The organism is Rhizobium sp. P28RR-XV, assembly GCF_012641385.1.
Lineage (GTDB): Bacteria > Pseudomonadota > Alphaproteobacteria > Rhizobiales > Rhizobiaceae > Rhizobium.
The window spans coordinates 265,018-277,480 of the sequence record NZ_JABAIG010000009.1 but is presented as its reverse complement, the minus strand read 5'-3'; the positions used below and the strand labels follow the sequence as shown (position 1 = coordinate 277,480).

15 protein-coding genes are annotated in these 12,463 nt (G+C 60.9%); 7 read left to right on the top strand and 8 right to left on the bottom strand.

Annotation, left to right across the window (positions count from 1 at the left end):
• Positions 1–61 precede the first annotated feature (61 nt).
• Together HGP12_RS20670 and HGP12_RS20665 are read right to left on the bottom strand one after the other, a co-directional pair.
• A complete protein-coding gene (locus HGP12_RS20670; RefSeq protein WP_168840863.1) occupies positions 62–838 on the bottom strand; it encodes a tRNA1(Val) (adenine(37)-N6)-methyltransferase in 777 nt (258 codons plus the stop codon).
• 8 nt (positions 839–846) lie between these two features.
• Entirely contained in the window at positions 847–1,077 is a 231-nt protein-coding gene (locus tag HGP12_RS20665; RefSeq protein WP_168840864.1) for a DUF2007 domain-containing protein, read from the bottom strand.
• Positions 1,078–1,185: 108 nt separating this feature from the next.
• Between HGP12_RS20665 and HGP12_RS20660 the strand changes: the two genes are divergently transcribed.
• The 5 genes from HGP12_RS20660 (at position 1,186) to HGP12_RS20640 (ending at position 6,625) form a co-directional block, all read left to right on the top strand.
• A complete protein-coding gene (locus tag HGP12_RS20660) occupies positions 1,186–2,202 on the top strand; it encodes a polyprenyl synthetase family protein (protein ID WP_168840865.1) in 1,017 nt (338 codons plus the stop codon).
• A 124-nt stretch (positions 2,203–2,326) separates the two neighbouring features.
• Positions 2,327–4,186, top strand: a complete 1,860-nt coding sequence (locus tag HGP12_RS20655; RefSeq protein ID WP_168841096.1) for a tetratricopeptide repeat protein — start codon at positions 2,327–2,329, stop codon at positions 4,184–4,186.
• Positions 4,187–4,194: 8 nt separating this feature from the next.
• Positions 4,195–5,109 carry a 4-(cytidine 5'-diphospho)-2-C-methyl-D-erythritol kinase gene (locus HGP12_RS20650; protein ID WP_168840866.1) on the top strand — a complete coding sequence of 305 codons (915 nt, stop codon included), beginning with the start codon at positions 4,195–4,197 and terminating at the stop codon, positions 5,107–5,109.
• Positions 5,109–5,663, top strand: coding sequence for a molybdenum cofactor biosynthesis protein B (gene moaB, locus HGP12_RS20645; RefSeq protein WP_168841097.1), 555 nt, complete (start codon positions 5,109–5,111; stop codon positions 5,661–5,663). The genes HGP12_RS20650 and moaB overlap by 1 nt, the downstream gene beginning before the upstream one ends.
• Positions 5,664–6,133: 470 nt before the next feature.
• The gene (locus HGP12_RS20640) at positions 6,134–6,625 is read left to right on the top strand and encodes a cupin domain-containing protein (RefSeq protein WP_168840867.1); all 492 of its coding nucleotides are present in this window, start codon (positions 6,134–6,136) and stop codon (positions 6,623–6,625) included.
• A 211-nt stretch (positions 6,626–6,836) separates the two neighbouring features.
• Here the strand turns inward: HGP12_RS20640 and HGP12_RS20635 are convergent, their stop codons facing one another.
• Both HGP12_RS20635 and HGP12_RS20630 read right to left on the bottom strand, forming a co-directional pair.
• The gene (locus HGP12_RS20635; protein ID WP_168840868.1) at positions 6,837–7,151 is read right to left on the bottom strand and encodes a hypothetical protein; all 315 of its coding nucleotides are present in this window, start codon (positions 7,149–7,151) and stop codon (positions 6,837–6,839) included.
• A 177-nt stretch (positions 7,152–7,328) separates the two neighbouring features.
• Positions 7,329–7,847, bottom strand: a complete 519-nt coding sequence (locus HGP12_RS20630) for a glycosyl transferase (protein ID WP_168841098.1) — start codon at positions 7,845–7,847, stop codon at positions 7,329–7,331.
• 240 nt (positions 7,848–8,087) lie between these two features.
• Between HGP12_RS20630 and HGP12_RS20625 the strand changes: the two genes are divergently transcribed.
• On the top strand, positions 8,088–9,245 hold the full coding sequence (locus tag HGP12_RS20625; protein WP_168840869.1) for a PA0069 family radical SAM protein: 1,158 nt from the start codon (positions 8,088–8,090) through the stop codon (positions 9,243–9,245).
• Between the two features lie 105 nt (positions 9,246–9,350).
• Positions 9,351–10,010 (top strand): ribonuclease HII, encoded by a 660-nt coding sequence (locus HGP12_RS20620; RefSeq protein WP_168841099.1) that lies wholly within the window; start codon positions 9,351–9,353, stop codon positions 10,008–10,010.
• A 4-nt stretch (positions 10,011–10,014) separates the two neighbouring features.
• On the opposite strand, the gene HGP12_RS20615 is transcribed toward HGP12_RS20620, so the two are convergent.
• The 4 genes from HGP12_RS20615 to HGP12_RS20600 form a co-directional block, all read right to left on the bottom strand.
• Complete coding sequence (locus HGP12_RS20615; RefSeq protein WP_168840870.1) at positions 10,015–10,779, bottom strand: phosphotransferase; 765 nt, start codon at positions 10,777–10,779, stop codon at positions 10,015–10,017.
• A 288-nt stretch (positions 10,780–11,067) separates the two neighbouring features.
• Positions 11,068–11,559 (bottom strand): F0F1 ATP synthase subunit B, encoded by a 492-nt coding sequence (locus tag HGP12_RS20610; RefSeq protein WP_168840871.1) that lies wholly within the window; start codon positions 11,557–11,559, stop codon positions 11,068–11,070.
• A 3-nt stretch (positions 11,560–11,562) separates the two neighbouring features.
• Positions 11,563–12,156: a F0F1 ATP synthase subunit B gene (locus HGP12_RS20605; protein ID WP_168840872.1), complete on the bottom strand. Its 594-nt coding sequence runs from the start codon at positions 12,154–12,156 to the stop codon at positions 11,563–11,565.
• Positions 12,157–12,234: 78 nt separating this feature from the next.
• Positions 12,235–12,462 carry a F0F1 ATP synthase subunit C gene (locus tag HGP12_RS20600; protein ID WP_004109844.1) on the bottom strand — a complete coding sequence of 76 codons (228 nt, stop codon included), beginning with the start codon at positions 12,460–12,462 and terminating at the stop codon, positions 12,235–12,237.
• Position 12,463 lies beyond the last annotated feature (1 nt).

The window sequence follows — 12,463 nt, the reverse complement described above, 5'->3', positions numbered from 1 at the left end:
GAAACGGCAAACGCAACATTGCGGATCGTATTTCGTGCCCTGATGCCTAAGCGACGATAGGTTATCGGCGCGGATAGGCGGCGCGGCCATTATTCAGATCGTCGACGAAATCGGAAAATTTATGCGTTCCCTCGCCATGCATGATCAAGGGCGCACGCAGCGCCAGCCTCGCTCGCGAGCCCTTTATTCCCGTCACCAGGATGCGCACGGCATTCTCGCCTTCGCGCGGATGGATCGGCGTGATCTCGATACCGCCGAAGCGGCGGCCGCAGGCGGCAATAATCTCGCCGATGGATTCCGGCCGCGCGATGAGCGAGAGCTGGCCGCCGGGGATCATGATCGCACCTGCCGTGCGGATCCATTTTTCGAACAGCCCGTCCGTCATGGCATGCGCCTCGGCCTTCAACGCATCTGGCGTCAGCCTGTCGCTTGCGTCGTTGAAGGGCGGGTTCATGATGACGTGATGGAAGCTGTCGTCGACCAGGCCCGCCTCGTTGCGATCCTTGCCGGTCAACGTAACGTCGGCTTCGATGACCGAGACACGGTCCGCAAAACGCGCATTGTCAGGCAGAAGCAGGCTTTTGCGAGCGAACTCGGCCATATCGGGCGAGCGCTCGAACAGCACCACCTCCGCCTGGTCGAGCCGAGACGCGACGGCCATTCCAGCGGCCCCCGCACCCGCGCCGAGATCGGCTACCCTGATTGCGCGGTCGTCCGCCACGAGTGCCGCCAGCAGCATGGCATCCATGCCGGAGCGGTGCCCCCTGCCCTTCGGCTGGACGATGTGGAAAGCGCCGCGATGAAAGGCATCGATGGTTTCGGAGGGGCTGCCGGTCATGGCGAACCTCAGGTCCGCGCCGGGCGCAGCTCGTCGCCGAGACCGGCATCGATCAGGATACGCCGCGCCTGATCCGCACGCTCTTCCTCCACCAGAAAACGGCGCGGCAGCATGCCGAGAGATCCCTCCAGGATGCTCATCGCCTGATCCGCCACCAGGCAATGAATTCCGGCATCCTTCATCAGGCTCTCCGCAAAGGAGAGAAGGACCGGGTCATTGGTGCGGATCAGCTCGTGCATAAGCCCTAGAATTCCTGTCAAATTTACGCGACGAGACAATTCGCCTCTTGCCGCCTCTTTCGCCCCTTCTTATTGTGCTTTGCAGAAAATGAACAGGAGTCCGGATCGTTGGGCGTCGTGATACCGCTGGAAGAAAGCAAGAATAAACTGGCATCCATCAAGCCATTGGTGGATCTGACCAAGGCGGACATGGAACGCGTCAATCAGCTCATCCTGTCCAAGGCCGGCTCCGATGTGCAGATGATCCCCGAGGTTGCGGAGCATCTCATCTCCTCCGGCGGCAAGCGCCTGCGGCCGATGCTGACGATCGCCTCCGCCGCACTTTACGGCTATCAGGGCGACAATCACATCAAGCTGGCGACATCGGTCGAATTCCTGCACACAGCCACGCTGCTGCATGACGATGTGGTCGATGAAAGCGATCTGCGCCGCGGCAAGTCCACTGCCCGCATGATCTGGGGCAACCAGGCGAGCGTTCTGGTCGGCGACTTCCTGCTCGGCCAGGCCTTCCGCATGATGGTGGAAGTCGGCTCGCTTGATGCGCTCGACGTCTTGTCCTCGGCTGCCTGCGTCATCGCCGAGGGCGAAGTGCTGCAGCTCTCGGTCTCCAAGAACATGGAAACGACCGAAGACGATTATCTTTCGGTCATTCGCGCCAAGACCGCCGCACTTTTCGCCGCTGCGGCCGAAGTCGGACCGATCGTCGCCAACGCCGGCAAGGCGGAGCGCAATGCGCTGAAGTCGTACGGCACCAATCTCGGCCTCGCTTTTCAACTCGTCGACGATGCGCTGGACTACGGCGGCAAGGCTGCCGATCTCGGCAAGAATGTCGGCGACGATTTCCGCGAGGGCAAGATCACGCTGCCGGTGATCCTCGCCTATCGCCGCGGCACCGAAAAGGAACGCGCCTTCTGGCGTGACGCCATCGAAACCGGCAACAACAGCGACGAAAATCTTGAAAAGGCCCTCGGCCTGATCACGAAATACGGCGCGTTGGCCGACACAATTGCCCGTGCCGTGCACTACGGCACCATCGCGCGCGACGCTCTGGCGCCTATGCCGGAAACGCCCTGGAAATCGGCACTTCTCGAAGTGATCGATTTCTGCATCGAACGCGTTAATTGATAGCGGCGACCCGAATTTGTTGCAGGGCCGCTTCAAAAAAGCCATCCTGTTGTGAATCAGTTGACAGGAATGCGTTATGCCGCCGGCGACTTCGCCGGCCGTTTCCTTGATGAAAGGCTTTCTAATGCGGCAGAGACTTGCCATCCGTTTCCTTTCGGGCGTAGCCTTGGCGGCAATCCTTTCGGTGCCCGCCCTGACTGGCGCGCGCGCGGAGGACAAGCCGGCGGCAGCGGCGCCGGAGGCCAGCGCTCCGGTTGCTTTCGATCCCGATGGCGTCGATACGTTCGCAGGCGCGTTTCTCGCCGCCCGCACGGCCGATGTCGACCACGACTACGACACCGCCATCGCGCTTTATAAAAAGGCGCTGATGATCGACCCCGGCAATCCGGAAATCCGCCAACGGCTGATGATCTCGCTGCTGCTCAACGGCAATCTGGAAGAGGGCGTCAAATACGCCAACGAGTTGAAAAACGATCCTTCGGTCGAGCGCGTCACCACGATCGTGCGCGGCATGGATGCCATTCGCCGACACGAATACCGGACGGCACAGGAAATTCTCAAATATAACGGTCCGAACGATCTCGACCGGATGATGACCAACCTGCTCTCCGCCTGGGCCCGCGCCGGATCCGGCCGCGGCAAGGAAGCGATCTCGATGATCGACAAGATGAAGGGACCGGATTGGTTCAACATCTTCAAGAACTATCATGCCGGCGCCATCGCGCTGACGTTGGGTGACCTTAAATCGGCACGCTCGCATCTCAACGACGCGATCCTCGACAAGACGGGCGGCGCAACGGCACCCGATACCTTCATGCGCGCGGTCATGGCGCTTGCACGCCTCGAAGCCAAGGCCGGCGACAAGCAGAAGGCGCTGGATGCGATCTCGGTCGGCGACAATCTTGTCAGCAATTACGCACCGCTGAACGCGCTGCGTGACAGCATCACCAAGGGCGGTACGCCGGACCAGCAGGTCACCAATGCGAGCCAGGGTGCAGCTGCCGTGCTCTTCACCATCGGCGCCGCGCTGAACCGCGACGGTGCCGAAGATGTCGTCTCGCTCTACCTGCAGATTGCCAATTCGCTCGATCCGAAGGCTGCCGATACGCTGGTACTCCTCGGCGGACTGGCTGAAAAGCAGGAGCAGACCGATCGCGCCGTCGCCTTCTACAAGAAGGTGCCGGATGATTCGCCGATGGCCCGTATTTCCGAGCTGCAGCTCGGCCTTGCGCTTGCCCAGTCCGGCAAGGTCGACGATGCCCGCAAGCATCTGAAAGCATTGATCGATTCCGATCCCAACGACGTTCGTAGCTATCTCGCCTATGGAAGCGTCCTTTCCGACGCCAAGGATTTCCAGGCCATGGCCGATAACTACGACAAGGCCGTGCAGATCATCGGCCCGGTGCCGAAGCGCAGCGATTGGGCCGTGTTCTTCCAGCGCGGCATCGCCTATGAGCGGCTGAAGAAGTGGCCGGATGCCGAGCCGAACTTCAAGAGGGCGCTGGAGCTCAACCCGGATCAGCCGCAGGTGCTGAACTATCTCGGCTATTCCTGGGTCGACATGAATATGAACCTCGACCAGGGCCTGGACATGATCAAGAAGGCCGTCGACCTGAAGCCGGATGACGGCTACATCGTTGATTCCCTTGGCTGGGCCTATTTCCGCCTGAACCGCTTCGACGACGCGGTGAACGAGCTGGAACGGGCAGCGCAGCTGAAAGCCGGCGACCCGACGATCAACGATCACCTGGGCGACGCCTATTGGCGTGTCAATCGCAAGCTCGAAGCTGTCTATCAGTGGAACCGCGCGCTCGCCTCGAAACCCGAAGAAGCCGATATTCCGAAGATCAAGGAAAAGGTCGAGAAGGGCCTGCCCGTGCTCGATAACGATCCGAGGACCGTCGACAAGAGCAAGCTACCCGACCCTGCGCCCGCGCCTTCGCCCGACACGAACGCTCCGGCGCCGGTCGACAAGAAGTCCTAAGTCTTCCGATGAACACGGTCTTGGCAGCGGGCGATTTCGACCTCGTGGAGGAAGCGCCCGCAAAGATCAATCTTGCACTGCATGTTACGGGCCGCCGCGCCGACGGCTATCATCTTCTCGATATGCTGGTGAGTTTTGCCCGCCATGGCGATCGCCTCGCCTTTCGCGCCGGCGATTATGACGACTTCAGCCTCTCCGGGCGCTTCGGCCCGCTACTGTCGGCCGATGGCGAGGCTGGCGACAATCTCGTGCTCAAGGCGCGCGATCTGCTGCGGTCGGCTGCCCACGCAGCGGGCTTCGACGCGCCCGCCGTTCACATCCATCTTGAAAAGAACCTGCCGATCGCATCGGGTATCGGCGGTGGCTCGGCGGATGCGGCCGCCACATTGCGCGGGCTAATACGGCTGTGGCGGCTCGCGCTGCCTGACGAGAAGGTCACGGCCATCGCCTTGAAGCTTGGCGCCGATGTGCCGATGTGCCTTGCCAGCAAGCCGCTGGTGGCGCGCGGAATTGGCGAGGCGATAGACTTGCTGCCGGCGTTTCCCTCTTTCCCCATGGTTCTCGGCAATCCGCTCGTCGGCATCTCCACGCCGGACGTATTTCGCCATCTCTCCCGCAAGGACAATCCGCCATTGCTGTTTCCATCGCAGATGCCGCAAGGATATGGCGAGTGGATCGAGGTGATCCGGAATCTGCGCAACGATCTCGAACCATCGGCACGCTCGATCTGCAGCGAGATTTCGATGCTGTCCGGCTTGATCGAAAGCCAAAATTCGATCGTGACCCGCATGTCCGGCTCCGGTGCTACTTGCTTCGGGATTTTCGAAAGCACCGAACGGGCGGAGGAGGCCGCCGCCTCGCTTCACAGGCAGAAGCCGGGCTGGTATTTCAAGGTGACGGAAACGATTGCGGGAGAGGCATGATGGCAGGCTCAGTCAGCGAAAGATCCTTCATTCCCGTCGGCATCGCCGTGCTGACCGTTTCCGATACGCGCACGCCCGCCGACGACAGGTCCGGCGATACGCTGGTCGCGCGCATCGCAGAAGCCGGCCATAGGCTGGCGGCCCGCGCCATCGTTCCCGACGACAAGGAGCGCATCCGCGCGCAAGTGGAAGCCTGGACGAAGGACGATGCGGTCGACGTGGTGATCACCACCGGCGGCACGGGCTTCACCGGCCGCGATGTCACTCCCGAAGCGCTGGAGCCGCTGTTCGAGAAGCGCATGGACGGCTTCTCCGAGGTCTTCCATCGCATCTCCTACGACAAGATCGGTACGGCGACGATCCAGTCGCGGGCAACTGGCGGTGTCGCCAACGCCACCTTCATCTTCGTACTGCCGGGATCGCCCGGCGCCTGCAAGGACGCCTGGGATGGCATTCTCAAGGCGCAGCTCGATTACCGCCATATGCCCTGCAATTTCGTGGAGATCATGCCGCGCCTCGACGAGCATCTGAGGCGCGGCGGCTCTACCGCATAATTCCCCAAATCGGAATCGAGTTGGGAGAAAGATTAATGACTTATCCCGTTCACACAGGTGCTAATCCCATCTAGCGTTCTCGCATGACGTGTCTACCCTGCTTCGATATAGGGGCTGGATGAGTGAGAGCCTGTTTCCGACGCGCTGGGCAAACGACAAGCCGCCATCGCTGGAGAAGTTCACATCGGACCTCCCAGACGATTATGCCTATGCGGAGGATCTGGCGAAGAACCGGTGGCGAAGTGGCTTCAGGCGCCCAAAGTGCGCCAACTTCAAGAGATCGAGCTAGGGGACCTACCACGGCGTCCGCGACAAGCATGTCGACATCTACGCCAACGAGTTCGTCTTCCGCGGCAACCGGAGGCGGCACTTCCAGTGATGAAAGACCGCTCCGACCAAAAACGAACTCGCAGCTCTCACCAAACACTTGAGATATGCTATACAATACGCAGATTGCAACCGATGCAGAGATGGCCATGTCGACCTTCCGGAATGCAGTTGTGTCCTTGCCAGGCAAAGAGCGCGTAGCAAAAACCCCATTTGGTGCAAAGGTTGTTATCCATGCCACGGCCGCCGAGACTGGCGGCGCATTCGGGATGTGGGAAACCTTCACTCCACCGGGACACGGTCCAGCGCCTCACATCCACACGCGGGAGACCGAAGTCTTTCGCGTCATCCGTGGACTCTATCGCTTCCAATGCGGTGACGAAGAGTTCGATGCGCCTCCCGGCACCGTCGTAGTTCTGCCGCCGCATGTTCGACACGGTTGGCGAAATATCAGCGACGAACCAGGCCAGATGTTCGGCACCGTCACGCCAGGCGGTTGCGAGCAACTGTTTATCGACATCGAGGCATCATGTGCGGATACGCCGGAGAAAATTGCGTTGATTGAAGGGCGTCTAGGGATCATCAACGATATGACGCTGGCCCTCGGATTGGTAGCCCCGCCGGATTCGCGCTGATTGATCAGCACGTCTACCTACCGCTCAGCGCGGCTTTTCAGTCTCGAAGCCGAGGAACCGCAAGGCTCTTGTACAACTACTGGCGTGACCCTGTGCGAAAGGGATAAGCCAAAAAATTAGGTAGCATTTCAAAGTATAGCAGCGCCGCGCGTCTTGAAAGACGCGCGGCGCTGTCAGTAGATCCTGCGCATGGCAAGGCATTATCAGCCTGCTATGCCTTCGGCCCCGGCAATATAGGAACTAATTCCCAATTGTCGCCACTGAGGATGATGCAGCTCCGGCCCGAAGCGTCGCTGATCAATAGTGTCCAGCTACCGCTTTCGGCGGCGTAGATCTCCACGATCGTATCGGCACCAAGCTTGCCGACCGCCGAGAGCTTTTCAGAGAGATTGTCGCCAAGAAAGGCAACGATATCGACGCGCTGGGCGCAAACCAGCATCGCCTGGGAGTTTGCAACGCCGGGAAAAAGAATTGCACTTGACATGAGAGCCATTGCCAAGAGGCGGTAAAGCATCGTGCGTTTCATGACGCACCTCCTTTCGCCGGTATCCCGGCGGACAAGGAGTGTGCCGCTGACCTGTTCCGCCGCATATCGGCATCTTCATGGTCGGTGCCCGACGCGACACGCGTAAGGTGCCGCCACAGGAAAATTATCGCAGGTATTTGCAGCTTTTCAAATGGAATCTGGAACGGAAGCGAAGCGCTATCGTGCCGCGCGCGCCACCCACGAGGGTATGAGCTCGCTTGAAAGGCTCCGGCTCTTCCGGCCCTCGGCAAATTCGGCCAGCCGCATCCCGGTTCTGGCGGCGGCGATGGCCTGCGCCTTCGACAAGAGCAATCCCAGCTCCAAAGGCGGCATGCCTCTGCGAATGCGCTGCAGGAAAGGCCGGCGATAACCGCGCGATGCGGTGAAGCGTGCCGGCGCCTTGTTCAGGGAGACATATTCCGCGATCTCGTCGATCCACCCCGCCTGCGGCCGCGCACCGGGCTCGACCAGCAGCAGCCAGTCACCGCGTGCCGAACGCAGTATGTCCTTGATATCCCATTGCGAATAGAAGCGGCATCCGGCGGCATCCGCCACCCGCGACGTGCCGTCCCTGGAACCATGATCGAGCACGACGACATCGCAGACCAGCCCCTCGACCGCGCCTGCCACCAATGCCGCCAATGTCTGCGCCAGCTCCGGTTCGTGATCCTGGCATTCGATGATGACCGTCAACATTGCCCATTTATAGAGCGACGCACAATTTATTGCCAGCACCTAACCCTCGAGGCCTGACGTTTAAGAAAAGCGTGATACATCGCCCCGAAATCGCGGCGCGCCCATCGCCAAACGCTTCGAATGCGTGAGGCGGAAGATGATGATTCCGGATTTTGTTCTTGCAATGTTCTCATTTGTCGGATAGGAATTTAATCATCTTAGACGCGGCATGCGATGGCATGAACCGCCCTGGAGCGACCGATGAACGAGCAGTCCCTTGCAGGGCAGGCCGCATTCGCGCCTGCCAATACGGCAGACGTTGCCAACGCTTTGATCGCCGACGCCGGTCTCAGGATCGACGTGGAGCGCCGGCGCGGACGTGGCGCCGGATTGAATCCGAGCGGCCGGTTCGAGCCGCAGCAGCGTGAGACAGTCGACGACGGCTGGCAGACATGGGAAGAGCTCCCGCCCTTCAAGACCGAGGTGCAGGTGGAAAAGCCGCGCACGGCGATCACGCGCAACGAATCCCCCGATATTCCCTTCGATCGTTCCATCAATCCCTATCGCGGCTGCGAGCATGGCTGCATCTATTGCTTCGCGCGGCCGACACATGCCTATATGGGCCTGTCTGCGGGTCTGGACTTCGAATCGAAACTGTTTGCCAAGCCGGATGCGGCCAAGCTGCTGGAGCGCGAGCTGGCAAAGCCCGGCTACAAGCCACGCGTCATCGCCATCGGCACCAATACCGACCCTTATCAGCCGATCGAGAAGGAGTGGCGGATCATGCGCCAGGTCCTCGAGGTACTGAACCGGGCCAACCACCCGGTTGCCATCGTCACCAAATCGGCGCTGATCATGCGCGATATCGACATCCTCCAGGAAATGGCCGCCAAGAACCTGGTGCGGGTGGGATTGTCGGTGACGACACTCGACCGGAAGCTGGCGCGCACCATGGAACCACGGGCAGCGACACCTCCGCGGCGGCTGGAGGCGATCCAGGCGCTCAGCGAGGCCGGCATTCGCACCTCGGTCATGGTGGCTCCGATCATCCCGGCGCTCAACGACCACGAGATCGAACGTATTCTCGATGCCGGCAAGGCCGCCGGCGCGCTGGAGGCAAGCTATGTCATCCTACGGCTGCCGCTGGAGGTGAGCCCACTGTTTCGCGACTGGCTGCTGCAGCACTATCCGGACCGCTATCGCCATGTGATGTCGCTGATCCGCTCGATGCGCGGCGGCAAGGATTATGATGCCGAATTCGGCAAGCGCATGAAGGGCGCCGGCCCCTATGCCTGGCAGATCAGCCGCCGCTTCGAAATGGCGACGCGCCGGCTCGAACTCACGCGCCGCAATATCGCATTGCGCGATGACCTGTTCGTGCCGCCCGACGGCAGCGGCGTTCAGCTGTCCTTGCTCTGACATTCCTTGCGGGTTTTCCCTGTACCCGCTGGAAAAGCCCCCCGGTTCGCCGCCCTGATCCACCGGGGGCTTGCAGGAGATCGGGTGGTGTGCGAGCTTCGCCGCATGCCACGCAGCACACCACCCGATTCTCCAATGCTATTCGAGGACATCCCGCTCGTCCCGACCTTCGAGCTGGAACTGATCGCGCGCCGGGCCGGACATTGGCCGGTCGCCGGGGCAGACGAGGCTGGCAGAGGTCCGCTCGCAGGACCGGTCGTGGCGGCCGCCGTCATTCTCGATCCAGACCGCATTCCGAATGGGCTGAACGATTCCAAACAGTTGACCACCGCCAGGCGCGAGGAGCTGTTCGTCGAGATCCTTGCGACGGCGACAATCTCCATCGCCTCATCGAGTGCTACCCGCATCGACACGACCGATATCCGCAAGGCAAGCCTGGATGCGATGCGGCGCGCCATTTGCGGGCTGGCGGTTCCGGCAAGCTATGTGCTGACCGACGGGCTCGATGTGCCCGCTGGGCTAGCCTGCCCCGGAAAAGCCGTGGTCAAGGGCGATGCGCGCTCCTTCTCGATCGCAGCCGCCTCGATCGTCGCCAAGGTAACGCGAGACCGGATGATGGCACGCGCAGGCGTCGTCTTCCCCGCCTATGGCTTTGCCGCCCATGCCGGCTACGGTACGCCTCAGCATCGCGCCGGCATCGAGCAACACGGTCCCTGCTCCCTGCATCGCATGAGCTTCCGCCCGCTCAAGAGGGAAGCCGTCTGAGACCTCAATTCGTCAACCCCGCGACGATCTGAGGCGACCATTTCGTAACATAGGCAATGTCTTCCCTGTAGATCCGGTCATGCCCATCCTGCAGATTCCGGCGGTAACGCTCGATGCCGCGCGCAGCTTCCCGTTCCATGAAGGTCAATAATGCCTCAAGCCGCTCGACGATGGCGGCCGGAAGGGAACTGCGCTCCTCAAGCCGCATCCCATAGGCGTCGACGAAGATGCGCGCACGCTGGATTTGGCTGGCAAGGCTATCCAATCTTTCCACTGCCATGCTTGAGGACAATGGCGCCCAGCGATAGACCGCATAGGACAGATCCCAAATCCGCGGACCTGGATGGGCTGCCTCGAAATCGATGACCCCGGTCACCTCGCCGTCGTTCACGACGACATTATAAGGCGCGAAATCGCCGTGGCAGATGACCTCGGACGGCAGGCGGGGCGGCAGTTGCCACAGATAGGCCGCGGCAAGATCCCGCTGGACCAGAGCGGAACTATGATGATACCGGCGCAGCAATCGGGCGGCCGATTGCAGAATCTGCTCCGAGCGCATCTCGATGTTGCTATCAAGGTCGCCCGTGACTCCAGGCAGATAGGTCACTCTTTCCCAAACGTCGTCAAATCCGTCCGGCTGCGGAGCGGCATCAAAGCCACGCGGCGGCAAGGCAGCCAGCAGAGCATGCACGCCCTGGGTCCAGGGGCGAACGGGCCGCACGATAAGATGGCCTTGGCGAAACGGCTCTTCGTCCATTATTGCCTGCATCTGTCCTCCCCTAGACTCCTCATCTAGCCGCTCGTTGCGGCGATGATTAACCTGCGAGAAATCGAATAGCCACTATTAAGAGGGATTTGTCTGCGTTTCTTCAGCACCCGACCCCTTCGACAAGCTCAGGAGCCTGCGCATCCCACCATAAGGACTAACCTCCTGCGCAAAACTGCGCATTGAACCGGCGTCATGCGGCAGCAATCGGCTCTACATGACGGCGTGCCCTCTCCCCAATAAAAAAGCCCTGCCGAAGCAGGGCCTTGTCAAATTTCGATGTTCCGCAGCTCAATTCAGCCGCGTCTTCACTTCCTTGACGGCATCGTTGAAGAGGCCGGACTGGACGCTGCCATCGGCCTTTTTCGCAAGCACCGATTCAGCAGCGGCGATCGCCAGATCGACGGCGGCGGAACGAACCGCCTTCATCGCATCGGCTTCAGCCTGCTTGATCTTCTGCTCGGAGAGAGCCGTACGGTTGGCGACGAATTCCTCCGTCTTCTTCCGGGCTTCCGTCGTTAGCATGTCAGCTTCGCGCTCGGCTGCGGCGACGATATTCGCGGCTTCAGCCTCGGCTTCCTTGCGCTTGCGCTGATATTCGGCCAGCAGATGCTGAGCCTCTTCGCGCAGACGCTTGGCTTCTGCCAGCTCGTTGCGGATCTGGTCGGCGCGATCGTCCAGCGACTTCGCCATCATGCCCGGAACCTTCAGGTAGACGATGAGACCGATGAAGATGATAAGCGCGACGAATGCAAAGAAAGTTTCGTCAAGACCAAACGTCATAACTTAGCCCTCCCGCTTCGCGGATGCTACGGCAACAGCCGAAGCGACATCAGCCTTGCCGGCGACGTTGCCGACCAGCTGCTCGACGACGGCCGCAGCCGTCTCTTCAGCAATGGCACCGACATCGCCAAAAGCCTTCGTCTTGATCTCGGCAATGCGGGCTTCCGCAGCCTTGAGCTTTTCGGAAAGGCTTGCCTCGATCGTCTTGCGATCTTGCTCGGCCTTGACCTTGGCAGCGTCGCGGGCGCTTGCGCCGATCGAATTTGCCTTGGCGCGCGCGGCAGCCAATTCGCTTTCATAGGTCGCGACGGCGGCATCGGCTTCGGCCTTCAGGCGAGAAGCTTCTTCGATATCCTGAGCGATCCGGTCGTGCCGGCTTTCCAGGATGCGGCCAACGCGCGGAATGACGATCTTCTGCATGGCCACATAGAAGATGACGAAGGTGATCACCAGCCAAAGCAGCTGTGACGGATACGTCGTATGGTCAAACGGCGGAAAAACACCGGCGTGATGGCCTTCATTCGGCGCACCCGTTTCCGTATGCACCTCGCCGGCGGCCGGCGGTGCTTCTTCAGCATATGCCGGGGTCACAAACATGCTCACCTCCAGGTGGTCTGCAAATGCAAAGAATCACGGCTCGCTGCCCGCGAACCGTGATCTATGACGCCGCTGATATCAGACGGCGAAGAGCAGGAGGAGAGCGATGAGCAGCGAGAAGATGCCCAGAGCTTCCGTAACGGCGAAGCCGAATACCAGACGGCCGAACTGGCTGTCAGCAGCCGACGGATTGCGCAGTGCGCCGGACAGGTAGCTGCCGAAGATATTGCCGAGGCCGAGAGCCGTGCCGGCCATACCAAAGCAAGCCAAACCTGCGCCGATGAACTTTGCTGCTTCCGCGTCCATG